Annotated in this window: 19 protein-coding genes, 2 rRNA genes and 1 pseudogene (1 of these 22 cut by a window edge); 20 read left to right on the forward strand and 2 right to left on the reverse strand. The window is 43.3% G+C overall.

The genetic code is table 11. From position 1 onward, the window contains the following. The first annotated feature begins 53 nt into the window (after positions 1-53). The 17 genes and pseudogenes from NSQ83_RS00840 (at position 54) to salA (ending at position 11,191) form a co-directional block, all read left to right on the forward strand. Positions 54-322, forward strand: a pseudogene (locus NSQ83_RS00840) (ribosome-binding protein ybzG). Then, positions 300-518, forward strand: a complete 219-nt coding sequence (gene infA, locus NSQ83_RS00845; RefSeq protein ID WP_003156508.1) for a translation initiation factor IF-1 — start codon at positions 300-302, stop codon at positions 516-518. Before NSQ83_RS00840 ends, infA begins: the two are co-directional and overlap by 23 nt. 33 nt (positions 519-551) lie before the next feature. Then, positions 552-665 (forward strand): 50S ribosomal protein L36, encoded by a 114-nt coding sequence (rpmJ, locus tag NSQ83_RS00850; RefSeq protein WP_003156543.1) that lies wholly within the window; start codon positions 552-554, stop codon positions 663-665. 22 nt (positions 666-687) lie between these two features. Then, positions 688-1,053 carry a 30S ribosomal protein S13 gene (gene rpsM / locus NSQ83_RS00855; RefSeq protein WP_003235095.1) on the forward strand — a complete coding sequence of 122 codons (366 nt, stop codon included), beginning with the start codon at positions 688-690 and terminating at the stop codon, positions 1,051-1,053. Positions 1,054-1,073: 20 nt separating this feature from the next. Next, a complete protein-coding gene (gene rpsK / locus NSQ83_RS00860) occupies positions 1,074-1,469 on the forward strand; it encodes a 30S ribosomal protein S11 (protein ID WP_009966385.1) in 396 nt (131 codons plus the stop codon). Between the two features lie 176 nt (positions 1,470-1,645). Then, entirely contained in the window at positions 1,646-2,590 is a 945-nt protein-coding gene (locus tag NSQ83_RS00865) for a DNA-directed RNA polymerase subunit alpha (protein ID WP_003225835.1), read from the forward strand. 77 nt (positions 2,591-2,667) lie between these two features. Beyond that, positions 2,668-3,030, forward strand: coding sequence for a 50S ribosomal protein L17 (rplQ, locus tag NSQ83_RS00870; protein WP_003225836.1), 363 nt, complete (start codon positions 2,668-2,670; stop codon positions 3,028-3,030). A 127-nt stretch (positions 3,031-3,157) separates the two neighbouring features. Then, complete coding sequence (locus NSQ83_RS00875; RefSeq protein WP_004399689.1) at positions 3,158-4,003, forward strand: energy-coupling factor ABC transporter ATP-binding protein; 846 nt, start codon at positions 3,158-3,160, stop codon at positions 4,001-4,003. Further along, on the forward strand, positions 3,979-4,848 hold the full coding sequence (locus tag NSQ83_RS00880; RefSeq protein ID WP_046664349.1) for an energy-coupling factor ABC transporter ATP-binding protein: 870 nt from the start codon (positions 3,979-3,981) through the stop codon (positions 4,846-4,848). The genes NSQ83_RS00875 and NSQ83_RS00880 overlap by 25 nt, the downstream gene beginning before the upstream one ends. Then, positions 4,845-5,642 carry an energy-coupling factor transporter transmembrane protein EcfT gene (locus tag NSQ83_RS00885; RefSeq protein ID WP_029317183.1) on the forward strand — a complete coding sequence of 266 codons (798 nt, stop codon included), beginning with the start codon at positions 4,845-4,847 and terminating at the stop codon, positions 5,640-5,642. The genes NSQ83_RS00880 and NSQ83_RS00885 overlap by 4 nt, the downstream gene beginning before the upstream one ends. A gap of 9 nt (positions 5,643-5,651) precedes the next feature. Next, positions 5,652-6,395: a tRNA pseudouridine(38-40) synthase TruA gene (truA, locus tag NSQ83_RS00890; RefSeq protein WP_004399657.1), complete on the forward strand. Its 744-nt coding sequence runs from the start codon at positions 5,652-5,654 to the stop codon at positions 6,393-6,395. A gap of 161 nt (positions 6,396-6,556) precedes the next feature. Then, complete coding sequence (gene rplM / locus NSQ83_RS00895) at positions 6,557-6,994, forward strand: 50S ribosomal protein L13 (RefSeq protein WP_003241966.1); 438 nt, start codon at positions 6,557-6,559, stop codon at positions 6,992-6,994. 20 nt (positions 6,995-7,014) lie between these two features. Next, complete coding sequence (rpsI, locus tag NSQ83_RS00900) at positions 7,015-7,407, forward strand: 30S ribosomal protein S9 (protein ID WP_004399691.1); 393 nt, start codon at positions 7,015-7,017, stop codon at positions 7,405-7,407. 460 nt (positions 7,408-7,867) lie between these two features. Continuing rightward, the gene (locus NSQ83_RS00905) at positions 7,868-8,635 is read left to right on the forward strand and encodes a class I SAM-dependent methyltransferase (protein ID WP_072175912.1); all 768 of its coding nucleotides are present in this window, start codon (positions 7,868-7,870) and stop codon (positions 8,633-8,635) included. Positions 8,636-8,820: 185 nt separating this feature from the next. Continuing rightward, positions 8,821-9,264 (forward strand): YbaK family protein, encoded by a 444-nt coding sequence (locus tag NSQ83_RS00910; protein WP_153912150.1) that lies wholly within the window; start codon positions 8,821-8,823, stop codon positions 9,262-9,264. Positions 9,265-9,323: 59 nt separating this feature from the next. After that, complete coding sequence (cwlD, locus tag NSQ83_RS00915; RefSeq protein WP_004399672.1) at positions 9,324-10,037, forward strand: N-acetylmuramoyl-L-alanine amidase CwlD; 714 nt, start codon at positions 9,324-9,326, stop codon at positions 10,035-10,037. Between the two features lie 95 nt (positions 10,038-10,132). Continuing rightward, on the forward strand, positions 10,133-11,191 hold the full coding sequence (gene salA, locus NSQ83_RS00920; protein ID WP_003235124.1) for an iron-sulfur carrier protein/transcriptional regulator SalA: 1,059 nt from the start codon (positions 10,133-10,135) through the stop codon (positions 11,189-11,191). 35 nt (positions 11,192-11,226) lie between these two features. Here salA and gerD read toward each other — a convergent pair whose 3' ends face one another. After that, positions 11,227-11,784: a spore germination lipoprotein GerD gene (gerD, locus tag NSQ83_RS00925; protein WP_153912151.1), complete on the reverse strand. Its 558-nt coding sequence runs from the start codon at positions 11,782-11,784 to the stop codon at positions 11,227-11,229. Between the two features lie 109 nt (positions 11,785-11,893). On the opposite strand from gerD, the gene kbaA reads away from it, so the two are divergent. Further along, entirely contained in the window at positions 11,894-12,490 is a 597-nt protein-coding gene (gene kbaA, locus NSQ83_RS00930) for a KinB-signaling pathway activation protein (RefSeq protein WP_004399693.1), read from the forward strand. On the opposite strand, the gene pdaB is transcribed toward kbaA, so the two are convergent. Beyond that, the gene (gene pdaB / locus NSQ83_RS00935; RefSeq protein ID WP_153912152.1) at positions 12,491-13,255 is read right to left on the reverse strand and encodes a polysaccharide deacetylase family sporulation protein PdaB; all 765 of its coding nucleotides are present in this window, start codon (positions 13,253-13,255) and stop codon (positions 12,491-12,493) included. Between the two features lie 351 nt (positions 13,256-13,606). Between pdaB and NSQ83_RS00940 the strand changes: the two genes are divergently transcribed. Further along, a 16S ribosomal RNA gene (locus NSQ83_RS00940) occupies positions 13,607-15,156 on the forward strand. Between the two features lie 170 nt (positions 15,157-15,326). Continuing rightward, positions 15,327-15,768 (forward strand): 23S ribosomal RNA (locus NSQ83_RS00945) (it continues 2,486 nt past the right edge of the window). The 16S and 23S rRNA genes sit together here, the layout of an rRNA operon.

A 15,768-nucleotide genomic window follows, 5' to 3' on the forward strand; every position in this document is an offset into this window, starting at 1 on the left:
ATTCCGAAGACAGATGTTTTTCAAGCTTGATAGGGCAGAAAGCTTGGGTGAACATTGGCAAGACCGAATTCATCTTGCTGCTTGTCGTTGGAATTTTAACCATCATCAATGTACTAACAGCAGACGGAGAAAAGCGTACATTTCATTCTCCTAAGAAAAAGAATATCAATCATTTAACCCTTTATGATTGCGTATCTCCGGAAGTTCAGAACAGTATAAACGAAACAGGGCGTGTGACAAACTTCTTTTGAAATTTGTCAGAAAGCAAGTTACTGATTTGAAGAAGGGAGAACACTTGAATGGCGAAAGACGATGTAATTGAAGTGGAAGGTACTATAGTCGAAACACTGCCAAACGCGATGTTCAAAGTTGAACTTGAAAATGGCCACACTGTTTTGGCTCATGTATCTGGTAAAATCCGCATGCACTTCATTCGCATTTTACCTGGAGACAAAGTTACGGTAGAATTATCTCCATATGACTTAACTCGTGGCAGGATTACGTACCGTTACAAATAAAGCACTCCGGAAACTGAAGGAGGTTGGAAACACATGAAAGTGAGACCATCAGTTAAACCAATCTGCGAAAAATGTAAAGTTATTCGCAGAAAAGGAAAAGTAATGGTGATCTGTGAAAATCCAAAGCATAAACAAAAACAAGGATAATTTATAAGGAGGTGCCCAGAGAATGGCTCGTATTGCTGGTGTAGATATCCCACGTGACAAACGTGTTGTTATTTCTTTAACATACATCTTCGGAATTGGCCGCACAACGGCTCAGCAAGTTTTAAAAGAAGCTGGAGTTTCAGAAGATACTCGTGTGCGCGATCTTACTGAAGAAGAACTTGGTAAAATCCGTGATATTATTGACAAACTGAAAGTAGAAGGTGACCTTCGCCGTGAAGTTTCTCTTAATATCAAACGTCTGATCGAAATCGGAAGCTACCGCGGAATCCGTCATCGCAGAGGATTACCTGTTCGCGGACAAAACTCTAAAAACAACGCGCGTACTCGTAAAGGTCCGCGTCGTACTGTAGCTAACAAGAAAAAATAAGTAAGGGAGGTTCTTAAACAATGGCTGCTGCTCGTAAATCTAACACGCGTAAACGTCGCGTGAAAAAGAATATTGAGTCTGGAATTGCTCATATTCGTTCAACTTTCAATAACACGATCGTTACGATCACTGACACTCATGGTAATGCTATTTCTTGGTCTAGTGCCGGAGCTTTAGGATTCAGAGGTTCTCGTAAATCTACTCCTTTTGCTGCGCAAATGGCTGCAGAAACAGCTGCTAAAGGTTCAATCGAACATGGTCTTAAAACTCTAGAGGTTACTGTTAAAGGACCTGGTTCAGGCCGTGAAGCTGCAATCCGTGCACTTCAAGCTGCTGGACTAGAAGTCACTGCTATCAGAGACGTAACTCCTGTTCCTCATAACGGATGCCGTCCACCAAAACGTCGCCGCGTGTAATTTGTTTGTATAGATTTTGTGTCCCTGTCAATAATGGGTTATGATACAGTTATTTATGAAACGAATGCACCGACTCGTTGCCTGAGCACATACGGGACTAAACAATGGGGAATTTCGGATGGAATCTCATATGATTCTATTCGAGGTTTCGACGTTTTGAAGGAGGGTTTTAAGTAATGATCGAGATTGAAAAACCAAAAATCGAAACGGTTGAAATCAGCGACGATGCCAAATTTGGTAAGTTTGTCGTAGAGCCACTTGAGCGTGGATATGGTACAACTCTGGGTAACTCCTTACGTCGTATCCTCTTATCCTCACTCCCTGGTGCCGCTGTAACATCAATCCAGATAGATGGTGTACTGCACGAATTCTCGACAATTGAAGGCGTTGTGGAAGATGTTACAACGATTATCTTACACATTAAAAAGCTTGCATTGAAAATCTACTCTGATGAAGAGAAGACGCTAGAAATTGATGTACAGGGTGAAGGAACTGTAACGGCAGCTGATATTACACACGATAGTGATGTAGAGATCTTAAATCCTGATCTTCATATCGCGACTCTTGGTGAGAATGCGAGTTTCCGAGTTCGCCTTACTGCTCAAAGAGGACGTGGGTATACGCCTGCTGACGCAAACAAGAGAGACGATCAGCCAATCGGCGTGATTCCGATCGATTCTATCTATACGCCAGTTTCTCGTGTATCTTATCAGGTAGAGAACACTCGTGTAGGCCAAGTTGCAAACTATGATAAACTTACACTTGATGTTTGGACTGATGGAAGCACTGGACCGAAAGAAGCAATTGCGCTTGGTTCAAAGATTTTAACTGAACACCTTAATATATTCGTTGGTTTAACTGACGAAGCTCAACATGCTGAAATCATGGTTGAAAAAGAAGAAGATCAAAAAGAGAAAGTTCTTGAAATGACAATTGAAGAATTGGATCTTTCTGTTCGTTCTTACAACTGCTTAAAGCGTGCGGGTATTAACACGGTTCAAGAGCTTGCGAACAAGACGGAAGAAGATATGATGAAAGTTCGAAATCTAGGACGCAAATCACTTGAAGAAGTGAAAGCGAAACTAGAAGAACTTGGACTCGGACTTCGCAAAGACGATTGACTAGTTTCCCTTGTGAACTAGGATTTTCGTGTGTTTATTATTCAGAAACAGCATTCCAATAAAGGAGGGGACATCACATGTCATACAGAAAACTAGGACGTACGAGTGCACAGCGTAAAGCTATGCTTCGTGATCTTACAACTGATTTGATCATCAACGAAAGAATCGAAACAACTGAAACACGTGCGAAAGAACTTCGCTCTGTAGTTGAAAAAATGATCACGCTTGGCAAACGCGGTGATCTTCACGCTCGCCGTCAAGCTGCTGCATACATCCGCAACGAGGTTGCAAACGAAGAAAATAATCAAGATGCACTTCAAAAATTATTCTCTGACATTGCAACTCGTTACGAGGAGCGCCAAGGTGGATACACACGTATTATGAAGCTTGGTCCTCGCCGTGGTGACGGAGCACCAATGGCAATTATCGAATTGGTTTAATCACATATTTTTGTGTATCTAAAGAAGGGCGGGACAGTTTCTAACTGGATCTATGCCCTTTTTTTAGATACTGCAACTTTTAATAGAGAGAAAAGCAGAGCATTAGCTGAGAGGAGGCCGGTTTTCCATGAATCAAAATCAGTTGATATCGGTAGAGGATATCGTATTTCGATATCGGAAGGACGCAGAAAGACGAGCACTAGACGGCGTCTCCCTGCAGGTGTATGAGGGTGAATGGCTTGCAATCGTAGGTCATAACGGTTCAGGGAAATCAACACTGGCCCGGGCATTGAATGGTTTAATTCTTCCTGAATCAGGCGACATTGAGGTTGCCGGGATTCAATTGACAGAGGAATCTGTTTGGGAAGTGCGTAAGAAGATAGGTATGGTCTTTCAAAATCCGGATAACCAATTTGTCGGAACGACTGTTCGCGATGATGTGGCTTTTGGTTTAGAAAACAATGGTGTACCGCGGGAAGAAATGATTGAGAGAGTAGACTGGGCAGTAAAACAGGTGAATATGCAAGATTTTCTCGATCAAGAGCCGCACCATCTCTCCGGAGGCCAAAAGCAGAGAGTTGCGATTGCGGGGGTTATTGCCGCACGTCCTGATATTATTATCTTAGATGAAGCAACATCCATGCTTGATCCGATCGGGCGAGAAGAAGTGCTTGAAACGGTAAGACATTTAAAAGAGCAGGGCATGGCGACTGTCATATCCATTACACATGACCTGAATGAGGCAGCAAAAGCAGACAGGATCATTGTCATGAATGGCGGTAAAAAATATGCTGAAGGGCCGCCTGAAGAGATTTTTAAATTGAATAAAGAACTTGTTCGAATTGGGCTTGATTTACCCTTCTCATTCCAGCTTAGCCAGCTTTTAAGAGAAAATGGACTGGCTTTGGAAGAAAACCATTTGACTCAGGAAGGGCTGGTGAAAGAGCTGTGGACATTACAATCAAAGATGTAGAGCATCGTTATCAGATGAAGACGCCGTTTGAGCGCCTAGCACTGTATGATATCAATGCATCGATTAAAGAAGGAAGCTACGTAGCCGTTATCGGGCATACAGGCTCTGGTAAGTCCACTCTTCTTCAGCACCTAAATGGTCTCCTGAAGCCGACGAAGGGACAGATATCACTAGGCAGCACTGTCATTCAGGCAGGGAAAAAGAATAAAGAACTGAAAAAACTTCGTAAAAAAGTCGGAATCGTTTTCCAATTTCCTGAGCATCAATTATTCGAAGAAACAGTTCTTAAAGATATTTCATTCGGACCGATGAACTTTGGTGTTAAAAAAGAAGATGCTGAACAAAAAGCGAGAGAGATGCTGCAGCTCGTAGGTTTATCAGAAGAGCTTTTGGACAGGTCACCCTTTGAATTAAGCGGGGGACAAATGCGCAGAGTTGCAATTGCCGGCGTACTTGCAATGGACCCTGAAGTGCTTGTTCTGGATGAACCGACTGCAGGATTGGACCCAAGAGGGCGAAAAGAGATTATGGACATGTTTTATGAGCTTCATCAACGTGGGAACCTGACGACGATCCTTGTGACACACAGCATGGAGGATGCAGCTGCATACGCTGATGAAATGATTGTTATGCATAAAGGAACGATACAAGCATCAGGCAGTCCGCGTGATCTGTTTTTAAAGGGTGAAGAGATGGCCGGCTGGGGGCTGGATCTTCCTGAAACAATAAAATTCCAAAGACACCTTGAAGCTGTACTGGGTGTGAGATTTAATGAGCCTATGCTCACAATCGAAGATGCCGCTGCTGAAATCCGTGCTCTTTTTCAGGGGGAGAAGACTTTATGATGGACAGCATGATTATCGGCAAGTATGTACCGGGGACTTCACTTGTGCACCGGCTTGACCCCAGAACAAAACTGATCACGATCTTTTTATTTGTCTGCATTGTATTCTTAGCCAATAATGTTCAGACATATGCGTTGCTTGGTTTATTTACAATTGGCGTCGTTTCTTTAACAAGAGTTCCTTTCTCTTTTTTAATGAAAGGGCTGAAGCCAATCATCTGGATTGTCCTTTTTACGTTCCTTCTTCACATCCTTATGACACATGAAGGACCGATTATCTTTCAAATAGGTTTTTTCAAAGTCTATGAGGGCGGTCTGGTTCAGGGGATATTCATTTCTCTTAGATTCGTCTATTTGATTTTAATCACAACCTTATTAACGCTTACGACCACACCGATTGAGATTACCGATGGAATGGAACAGCTGCTGAACCCATTGAAAAAATTAAAGCTTCCTGTTCATGAGCTGGCTCTTATGATGTCAATTTCTTTACGGTTTATTCCGACACTGATGGAGGAGACAGATAAGATCATGAAGGCTCAGATGGCGCGAGGCGTTGATTTTACAAGCGGGCCTGTCAAAGATAGAGTGAAGGCTATTGTCCCGCTTCTTGTCCCGCTCTTCGTCAGCGCATTTAAACGCGCCGAAGAGCTTGCGGTGGCAATGGAAGCAAGAGGCTATCAAGGCGGAGAAGGACGTACGAAATATAGAAAGCTTGTATGGACAGGAAAAGACACTTCTGTCATTGTCAGCTTAATTGTATTAGCTGCTTTGTTATTTTTCTTAAGGGCTTAGAGGTGCTGTATGAGACTGAAATGCACGATTTCTTATGACGGACATTTGTTTAACGGTTATCAGGTTCAGCCGGGCAAAAGAACGGTTCAGGATGAACTGGAGAAGGCTTTGGCTGTCCTGCATAAGTCAAAAGACAGAATTCCGGTCGTTTCGTCTGGAAGAACAGACAGCGGGGTTCACGCAGCCGGACAGGTGATTCATTTTGACACTCCGCTGTCTATCCCGGCTGAAAGATGGCCATATGCCTTAAATGCACTGCTTCCGGACGATATCGCAGTCAAACAGGCAGAAATTGCGGATGATGGGTTCCATGCACGATTTAGCGCAGTCAAAAAAGAATATCGCTACTTTGTATACACGGAGAAACACCCGGACGTATTTAAACGGCATTACGCTTACCATTTTTCATATCGCCTTAATGTGCAGGACATGAGAGAAGCGGCAAAGCATCTTATAGGGACACATGATTTTACGAGCTTTTGCGCGGCTAAAACAGAAGTGCAGGACAAGGTAAGAACGATATACGAACTTGATTGGACTGAGACGGCTGACGGCCTGCAAATGCGGATCACAGGCAGCGGTTTCTTATATAATATGGTCAGAATTATTGCGGGTACTTTGCTTGATGCAGGTATTGGAAAAATTTCTCCCGATGAGGTGAAATCCATGCTGGAAGCGAAGGATCGCGAAGCGGCAGGGCGCACAGCGCCGGGGCACGGGCTATATTTATGGAACGTTTACTATGACAACTAAACCAGGTGTATAATATTTTCTTGACAGAGTCTGCATAAAGTTATAAGATATCATATGGTATGTATTTCAACCCCACGATAAGCCCCGGAACTTATTGTGTTGTGAAATAGAACGTAATCGAAGTTTATTGAAAATGACAGATCATTTAGGAGGGAAATTCAATGCGTACAACACCTATGGCTAACGCAAGTACTATTGAACGCAAGTGGTTAGTTGTTGATGCTGCTGGCAAGACTTTAGGTCGTCTTTCTTCAGAAGTTGCAGCTATCCTTCGCGGAAAACACAAACCAACTTACACACCACACGTTGATACTGGAGATCATGTGATCATCATCAACGCTGAAAAAATCGAGTTAACTGGTAAAAAGTTAACTGACAAAATCTACTACCGTCACACTCAACATCCAGGCGGATTAAAATCAAGAACTGCTCTTGAAATGCGTACAAACTACCCTGAGAAAATGCTTGAGCTTGCTATCAAAGGCATGCTTCCAAAAGGTTCTCTAGGTCGTCAAATGTTCAAAAAATTGAACGTATACCGTGGTTCTGAGCATCCACACGAAGCACAAAAACCTGAAGTTTACGAACTTCGCGGTTAATTAAAAAGGAGGTTACCAATTTGGCACAGGTTCAATATTACGGTACTGGCCGTCGTAAAAGCTCTGTAGCGCGTGTGCGTTTAGTTCCAGGAGAAGGCCGTATCGTCGTTAATAATCGTGAAATCAGCGAACATATCCCATCTGCAGCTTTAATCGAAGATATCAAACAACCATTAACTTTGACTGAAACAGCTGGCACTTATGATGTTTTAGTAAACGTACATGGAGGCGGCTTATCTGGTCAAGCTGGAGCAATCCGTCACGGTATCGCTCGTGCTTTGCTTGAAGCAGATCCAGAATACCGTACAACTCTTAAACGTGCAGGTCTTCTGACTCGTGACGCTCGTATGAAAGAACGTAAAAAATACGGTCTTAAAGGCGCTCGTCGTGCACCTCAGTTCTCAAAACGTTAATTTTACGTTTTCAAAAAGCTCTCGACCTTGGGTTGGGAGCTTTTTTCTTTCAATAAAACGTGGCAGCCCCGCATAAAAATAACAACTGAATGGACGCTTGACGGGGTTAAGCAAATTGTTTGTTTATAAATGGTCTCTTTGTAATAATCATGATAGCTTTCATTCTTATTCAATTGGAACTTCGGTCAATGTTTATTATCGTTATGTGATCAGCCCAGCTTCATCCCACTGTATCTCATCCGTTAAAGTTCACTGCTGATTCTTAACCCGGAGAAACAATAGCTCTCATTGCTAATGGCTTTATGTAACGAAGTAAAAGTAAATCTGATGATATAAATCACATATCTCCTTTGTGATTTTTTTGCGTTTTTATGAACTTTTTTCTAAATATGCAAAGGGAAAGCGATATCAATCTAGAAATATTTGTTATACTCTATACATTAAAGTAAGGAGAAGATTCATGAATGCGTTAGTAGCTCATAATAGCAAAGCCTGGGATAAAAAAGTAGAAACAGGCAATGAATGGACTGTTGCTGTTGAACAGCAGGTTATCGAACAAGCAAAAAAAGGCAATTGGGATATAAGGGTAACACCAATGAAAGATGTACCGAAGGATTGGTTTCCGCCTGTCAAAGGTCTGAAAGTACTCTGTTTAGCATCAGGCGGCGGCCAGCAGGGTCCAGTTTTGGCAGCCGCAGGCGCGGATGTCACCGTATTAGATAACTCAGAAAAACAGCTGAATCAGGATAGAATGATTGCTGAGCGAGATGGTCTGACGATACACACTGTCAAAGGAAGCATGGACGATTTAAGTGTATTTAATGATGAATCATTTGATGTCATTGTACATCCTGTTGCCAATGTTTTTGTTGAGAATGTTCTCCCGGTATGGAAGGAAGCGCACCGTGTGTTGAAAAGGAACGGCATTCTAATCTCGGGTTTTGTCAATCCTGTTGTATTTCTGTTTGATACAGAATTAGAACAGCAAGGTGTTTTAAAAGTAAAACACTCTATTCCATACGCTGACCCAGAAGATCTTCCGAAACATAAAGTGAAAAAACTGATCGAAAATAATGAGGCTCTGGAATTCGGCCATTCCTTAGAAGACCAAATCAAAGGCCAAATTGATGCCGGTTTTATCGTTACTGGTTTTTATGAAGATAAAGGCGGTTTTGTATTAGACCAATATATCCATACATATTCTGCAACAAGAAGCGTGAAAGTATGAAAAGCAGCGACCTGTTAGAGGGGCTGCTTTTTTCATAACCAATTACAGAACATTTGTTCCTCACCCTGCAGAAAGCTGATTTTTTATCAATGTTACACCTTCATTTGGGCGAATTTCCAACCGAATTCGGGCATTGTTTCATCATCCAAACCTCAAAATAATTGGTAAAAGGAGAGTGAATTTATATGGCAGAAGTACTGTCTTTTATGGATGTGAAACGCCAAAAGGATTTTGAATTAGAAAAGAACTTGCTCAAAGAACTCTCTCTGAGACAAATTATCCAGTCTGTTAAGGATTGTTTGGAACCATTATTTCCATTTTTACATGATGAACGAGATATTATTACTGAAGGCTGTATTGATTTTGCGATTGAAGCTTATTTGTTAGGCGGGCGTTTTGGGATATTCGGCTATTACGGAGAATCCATGCAGAGTATCAGTGCCCGCTCTGCAAGAGAAGAAGAAGAGCTACGTATGGAGTTTTTTGATTATCTCTATAATTGGATACACGAGCAAAACGCAACATTTGATAAAAACACTGTTTATGAAGCGGCACGCAAGTTCATTAAAGATTGGTGGACAGCAGGGTTTGTTCAAAGAGAAAAACAGTGTAAGCTTCGCATGCGGTAATCATATTTCCCGGCCCTGTCCCATAGTTATGTAATAACGGACAAGCGGGAGGGGAAGGGATGAGGAAAAAGCTTAAATGGCTCAGTTTTTTGCTAGGCTTCATCATATTACTATTTCTGTTCAAGTATCAGTTCAGCAATAACGACTCTTGGAAGCCGTGGAGCCTGCCCTTGAGCGGTAAAATCATTTATCTAGATCCAGGTCATGGCGGGCCTGACGGCGGAGCAGTCGGCGGAAAGCTGTTAGAGAAGGATGTTACCCTGGAAGTGGCCTTTAGAGTCAGGGATTATCTTCAAGAACAAGGAGCGCTTGTTATCATGACCAGAGAAAGTGATACTGATCTCGCTCCAGAAGGAACAAAAGGCTATAGCCGACGAAAAGCTGAGGATCTAAGACAACGAGTCAAATTAATAAACCATTCAGAGGCGGAGCTCTATATCAGCATTCATCTTAATGCGATTCCGTCACAAAAATGGAGCGGAGCCCAAAGCTTTTATTACGGGAAATATGCGGAAAATGAGAAAGTCGCAAAATACATTCAGGATGAGCTGAGAAGAAATCTGGAAAACACAACCCGGAAAGCAAAGCGGATTCATGGTATCTACTTAATGCAAAACGTCACCAAACCGGGGGCGCTTATAGAAGTCGGATTTTTATCCAATCCAAGTGAAGCAACGTTGCTCGGTAAACCGAAATATCAAGACAAGGTGGCATCTTCCATATATAAAGGCATTTTGCGATATTTCACAGAAAAAGGAGACCCTCCGGAGTAATGGAGGGTTTTCTTGTGGTTCTAAGCATAAGACACCCGCCATTTATGTATGATATAATAATAATTGTAAACGAATACACAAAAGGGTGAGGTTCGATGATAAGAGAAGATGAAGTAAGAAAACTAGTCGGAGAAATGCGCGAACCTTTTCTTCAAAGACCTCTGGGAGAATTGGATGCCGTTAAGGAAATTAAAATAAAGCCTGAAAAACGGCATATCAGTGTAAAAGTCGCTCTTGCAAAAACAGGAACTGCAGAACAAATGCAGATTCAGCAAGAGATCGTAAACGTATTAAAAGGGGCAGGAGCTGAGACAGTCGGCCTTCGATTTGAAGAGCTGCCTGAAGAAACGGTTGCTAAATTCCGGGCACCGTCAGCTGAGAAAAAAACATTATTAAATATGGATAACCCGCCAGTCTTTCTTGCCGTAGCAAGTGGAAAAGGCGGCGTAGGCAAGTCAACTGTGTCAGTAAACCTAGCTATTTCTCTGGCTCGTCTAGGGAAAAAGGTCGGTTTAATTGATGCGGATATTTATGGATTCAGTGTGCCGGACATGATGGGGATCACTGTGCGTCCAACGATTGAAGGAGAGAAACTTCTTCCTGTTGAGCGCTTTGGAGTAAAGGTCATGTCAATGGGCTTTTTCGTAGAAGAAAATGCTCCGGTCGTATGGAGAGGGCCGATGCTCGGCAAAATGCTGAATAACTTTTTCCACGAAGTAGAGTGGGGAGAAGTAGACTATATCGTTCTTGATCTTCCGCCTGGTACAGGGGACGTTGCTCTCGATGTACATACAATGCTCCCGAGCTGCAAAGAAATCATCGTATCGACGCCGCATCCGACAGCTGCTTTTGTCGCGGCCAGAGCGGGCTCTATGGCGATTAAAACCGATCATGAGGTCGTGGGGGTCATAGAGAACATGGCTTATTATGAAAGTGCAAAGACAGGGGAAAGAGAATATGTCTTTGGAAAAGGCGGAGGAGATAAACTGGCTGAGGAACTAAACGTGCCTTTGCTCGGCAGAATCCCATTGAAACAGCCCGATTGGGATAAGGACCAATTTGCTCCGTCTGTTTATGACGAAAATCATCCAATCGGAGAAATATATCAGGACATCGCAAAAAAAATAGATGCAAAAATGTCAGTGCAGGTATAAAAGGTGAACCGGGATTCCAGATCCCGGCTTTCCCTTTATTCACTTTCTTTTGCTGTGTCTTTTGCTGCTTTTTTCAGCTCATCTTCGAACTGCTTTTTGTAAAGCGGACTAGAAAGTGTTTCGTTAATAACCTCTTCTAAATAACTGCGGAATTCTTGGCTTTTTGCCAGCTGGCTGTACTTTTTATCCATGCCGGGATCCTGCATAACGCTCATCAGCATCTTCTGGTAATCTGGATCCTTCATCAGCTTTTTAATCACTTTTTCATGCTCTGTTTGAAGAGTTTTGGCAAATCTCTCAGCAAAATCAGTGTCTTCAAAGATGTTTTTCCAAAATTCTTCACCTTTTTTTGATGTGAGTGTTTTTTCTATTGTTCCTTTAATTGCATCTTGGTCAATTACCAGCGCTTCATTCATGGCATCATCATTTAATAATTCCTTAATAGCTTTCTTTCCATCATCAGTTTTTAATATATCAACAACCATTTTTTTGGTCTGATCATAGTCCATATCCGCTGCTTGGTCTTTTGGAGCGCAAGCTGTTACAGATAATAACAAAAAACAGCTCATCAATAGCGTTTTGGCTTTTGACATGCTTAAGCTCCTTTCACATACTTGTCTTACCTTTAATATGATTCATCTGTTTGGAATTATACATAACAAAATATCGCTGTTCGCGATTTTTGAGGGGATGAATAAAGAAATGAAAAGCCGTGGTTTAGTTCGTTTTTTCTTTTCTATTTTAGCTGTCGGGGCGCTTATCACGAGTATTGTGGGTTTTGCTTTAAAATGGGGAGAATATAGAGGGCTGTTTCTTACATTTGAAGCGGGGCAGATTTTCTCTGTTTTATTTTGGTTTATCGGTGTAGGCATGATTTTCAGTGTGATCAGCCAAATGGGTTTTTTCGTGTTTTTAACAGTTCATCGGTTTGCGCTTGAGATATTAAGGTCCTCCTCTTTGTGGAATTTGCTGCAGTTGTTTTTCATCCTGTTTGTTGCTTTTGATTTAATGTACGTGCGTTTTTTATTTTTTGGAGAGAGCGGAGAATCGCTGGCTGGCTATGCGTGGTTACCGGTGTTTTTATTGATCTTTGGAGTGATTACAGCTTATATAAAGCAAAAGCAGTCCTCTAAGAAAACATTTGTGTCATCGTTATTTTTGATGGTTGTGATTACCGCATTAGAATGGTTCCCTGCATTAAGAGTAAATGATGAGGACTGGCTTTATTTAATGCTTTTTCCGTTAATGGCATGTAATGCCTTCCAATTGCTGATGCTGCCGAAGTTTGCAGCAAAGTAATTACTTTACCTCTGCGGATTTGGCATCAGAATTTGCGATGAGATCACCCACGGTTACATTTTTTAATCCTTTTTCTTTCAGCTGATGGATGATATCAGGCAATGCTTCTTCTGTTTGTTTTGCAGAATCGGAGGCATGTAAAAGAATAATGTCTCCACCGGAAACTTGCTTGGTCACATTGTCGATGATTTTTTCAACTCCGGGATTTGTCCAGTCTTGAGAGTTCACACTGTAATGAACGACTGTATAATTGTATTGCTTTGCGACCTTTAGAACATTCTTATTGAATTGGCCGGTAGGGGGTCTTAATAGCTGTATGTCTTTGACCCCTAACTTTTCAAAGGCTGTTTGCGCACGGTTCATGTCCTTTTTTATTTCGCTGCTCTCTAAATTGGCATAGTTTTTATAAGCGTAGCCCATGCTCCCGATTTGATGGCCGTCCTTTACGATACGGGCCACTGTGTCGGGATGGCGTTCTGCCCAAGAAGCGGACAGGAAAAACGTTGCGTTTTTAATCCCGTGTGCTTTCAGAGTATTAAGTATCGGTTCTGCTCTCTCATCACCCCAGCTGATATCGAAAGTAAGTGAAATATCTTTAGAGTCTGTTTCTCCTTTATAAATGGCTTTAGGTCCGGTGTCAGTTGAAAACACGGGAAGCGGGACAGCTCTTTGGATATAAAAAAAGCTGGCAGCTGCAAATGCGGCGATAAGTATAATAATTAATTGTTTTACCCGTTTAATGTGCCACACATAGAAGTGTTTCACTGATGATGCCTCCTTATCTTGTCCATCATTCTTGTTTTACATCTTATGAGCATGGACAATTGAATATAACCGATAAAATGTCTCTTCACATACAGCCTAAATTGGGTGTTGACCTTTTGATAATATCCGTGATATATTATTATTCGTCGCTGATAAACAGTTGACATCAACTAAAAGCTTCATTAAATACTTTAAAAAAAGTTGTTGACTTAAAAGAAGCTAAATGTTATAGTAATAAAGCTGCTTCGTTAAGCGGCGGTAATGATCTTTGAAAATTAAACAAGACAAAACGTACCTGTTAATTCAGTTTTTAAAAATCGCACAGCGATGTGCGTAGTCAGTCAAACTACTTTATCGGAGAGTTTGATCCTGGCTCAGGACGAACGCTGGCGGCGTGCCTAATACATGCAAGTCGAGCGGACAGATGGGAGCTTGCTCCCTGATGTTAGCGGCGGACGGGTGAGTAACACGTGGGTAACCTGCCTGTAAGACTGGGATAACTCCGGGAAACCGGGGCTAATACCGGATGGTTGTTTGAACCGCATGGTTCAAACATAAAAGGTGGCTTCGGCTACCACTTACAGATGGACCCGCGGCGCATTAGCTAGTTGGTGAGGTAACGGCTCACCAAGGCAACGATGCGTAGCCGACCTGAGAGGGTGATCGGCCACACTGGGACTGAGACACGGCCCAGACTCCTACGGGAGGCAGCAGTAGGGAATCTTCCGCAATGGACGAAAGTCTGACGGAGCAACGCCGCGTGAGTGATGAAGGTTTTCGGATCGTAAAGCTCTGTTGTTAGGGAAGAACAAGTACCGTTCGAATAGGGCGGTACCTTGACGGTACCTAACCAGAAAGCCACGGCTAACTACGTGCCAGCAGCCGCGGTAATACGTAGGTGGCAAGCGTTGTCCGGAATTATTGGGCGTAAAGGGCTCGCAGGCGGTTTCTTAAGTCTGATGTGAAAGCCCCCGGCTCAACCGGGGAGGGTCATTGGAAACTGGGGAACTTGAGTGCAGAAGAGGAGAGTGGAATTCCACGTGTAGCGGTGAAATGCGTAGAGATGTGGAGGAACACCAGTGGCGAAGGCGACTCTCTGGTCTGTAACTGACGCTGAGGAGCGAAAGCGTGGGGAGCGAACAGGATTAGATACCCTGGTAGTCCACGCCGTAAACGATGAGTGCTAAGTGTTAGGGGGTTTCCGCCCCTTAGTGCTGCAGCTAACGCATTAAGCACTCCGCCTGGGGAGTACGGTCGCAAGACTGAAACTCAAAGGAATTGACGGGGGCCCGCACAAGCGGTGGAGCATGTGGTTTAATTCGAAGCAACGCGAAGAACCTTACCAGGTCTTGACATCCTCTGACAATCCTAGAGATAGGACGTCCCCTTCGGGGGCAGAGTGACAGGTGGTGCATGGTTGTCGTCAGCTCGTGTCGTGAGATGTTGGGTTAAGTCCCGCAACGAGCGCAACCCTTGATCTTAGTTGCCAGCATTCAGTTGGGCACTCTAAGGTGACTGCCGGTGACAAACCGGAGGAAGGTGGGGATGACGTCAAATCATCATGCCCCTTATGACCTGGGCTACACACGTGCTACAATGGACAGAACAAAGGGCAGCGAAACCGCGAGGTTAAGCCAATCCCACAAATCTGTTCTCAGTTCGGATCGCAGTCTGCAACTCGACTGCGTGAAGCTGGAATCGCTAGTAATCGCGGATCAGCATGCCGCGGTGAATACGTTCCCGGGCCTTGTACACACCGCCCGTCACACCACGAGAGTTTGTAACACCCGAAGTCGGTGAGGTAACCTTTTAGGAGCCAGCCGCCGAAGGTGGGACAGATGATTGGGGTGAAGTCGTAACAAGGTAGCCGTATCGGAAGGTGCGGCTGGATCACCTCCTTTCTAAGGATATTATACGGAATATAAGACCTTGGGTCTTATAAACAGAACGTTCCCTGTCTTGTTTAGTTTTGAAGGATCATTCCTTCGAAATGTGTTCTTTGAAAACTAGATAACAGTAGACATCACATTCAATTAGTAACACAAGATATCACATAGTGATTCTTTTTAACGGTTAAGTTAGAAAGGGCGCACGGTGGATGCCTTGGCACTAGGAGCCGATGAAGGACGGGACGAACACCGATATGCTTCGGGGAGCTGTAAGCAAGCTTTGATCCGGAGATTTCCGAATGGGGAAACCCACCACTCGTAATGGAGTGGTATCCATATCTGAATTCATAGGATATGAGAAGGCAGACCCGGGGAACTGAAACATCTAAGTACCCGGAGGAAGAGAAAGCAAATGCGATTCCCTGAGTAGCGGCGAGCGAAACGGGATTAGCCCAAACCAAGAGGCTTGCCTCTTGGGGTTGTAGGACACTCTATACGGAGTTACAAAAGAACGAGGTAGATGAAGAGGTCTGGAAAGGCCCGCCATAGGAGGTAACAGCCCTGTAGTCAAAACTTCGTTCTCTCCTGAGTGGATCCTGAGTACGGCGGAACACGTGAAATTCC

The organism is Bacillus sp. PS217 (assembly GCF_037963535.1).
Lineage (GTDB): Bacteria > Bacillota > Bacilli > Bacillales > Bacillaceae > Bacillus > Bacillus subtilis.

What these genes read in the sequence shown, in the direction of transcription:
- infA (WP_003156508.1), top strand. Translation starts at nt 300, where the DNA reads ATGGCGAAAGACGATGTAATTGAAGTGGAAGGTACTATAGTCGAAACA.
- rplQ (WP_003225836.1), top strand. Translation starts at nt 2,668, where the DNA reads ATGTCATACAGAAAACTAGGACGTACGAGTGCACAGCGTAAAGCTATG.
- NSQ83_RS00885 (WP_029317183.1), top strand. Translation starts at nt 4,845, where the DNA reads ATGATGGACAGCATGATTATCGGCAAGTATGTACCGGGGACTTCACTT.
- salA (WP_003235124.1), top strand. Translation starts at nt 10,133, where the DNA reads ATGATAAGAGAAGATGAAGTAAGAAAACTAGTCGGAGAAATGCGCGAA.
- kbaA (WP_004399693.1), top strand. Translation starts at nt 11,894, where the DNA reads ATGAAAAGCCGTGGTTTAGTTCGTTTTTTCTTTTCTATTTTAGCTGTC.
- NSQ83_RS00905 (WP_072175912.1), top strand. Translation starts at nt 7,868, where the DNA reads ATGAATGCGTTAGTAGCTCATAATAGCAAAGCCTGGGATAAAAAAGTA.
- rpsK (WP_009966385.1), top strand. Translation starts at nt 1,074, where the DNA reads ATGGCTGCTGCTCGTAAATCTAACACGCGTAAACGTCGCGTGAAAAAG.
- rpmJ (WP_003156543.1), top strand. Translation starts at nt 552, where the DNA reads ATGAAAGTGAGACCATCAGTTAAACCAATCTGCGAAAAATGTAAAGTT.
- truA (WP_004399657.1), top strand. Translation starts at nt 5,652, where the DNA reads ATGAGACTGAAATGCACGATTTCTTATGACGGACATTTGTTTAACGGT.
- NSQ83_RS00910 (WP_153912150.1), top strand. Translation starts at nt 8,821, where the DNA reads ATGGCAGAAGTACTGTCTTTTATGGATGTGAAACGCCAAAAGGATTTT.
- rpsM (WP_003235095.1), top strand. Translation starts at nt 688, where the DNA reads ATGGCTCGTATTGCTGGTGTAGATATCCCACGTGACAAACGTGTTGTT.
- gerD (WP_153912151.1), bottom strand. Translation starts at nt 11,784, where the DNA reads ATGTCAAAAGCCAAAACGCTATTGATGAGCTGTTTTTTGTTATTATCT.
- cwlD (WP_004399672.1), top strand. Translation starts at nt 9,324, where the DNA reads ATGAGGAAAAAGCTTAAATGGCTCAGTTTTTTGCTAGGCTTCATCATA.
- rplM (WP_003241966.1), top strand. Translation starts at nt 6,557, where the DNA reads ATGCGTACAACACCTATGGCTAACGCAAGTACTATTGAACGCAAGTGG.
- NSQ83_RS00865 (WP_003225835.1), top strand. Translation starts at nt 1,646, where the DNA reads ATGATCGAGATTGAAAAACCAAAAATCGAAACGGTTGAAATCAGCGAC.
- NSQ83_RS00875 (WP_004399689.1), top strand. Translation starts at nt 3,158, where the DNA reads ATGAATCAAAATCAGTTGATATCGGTAGAGGATATCGTATTTCGATAT.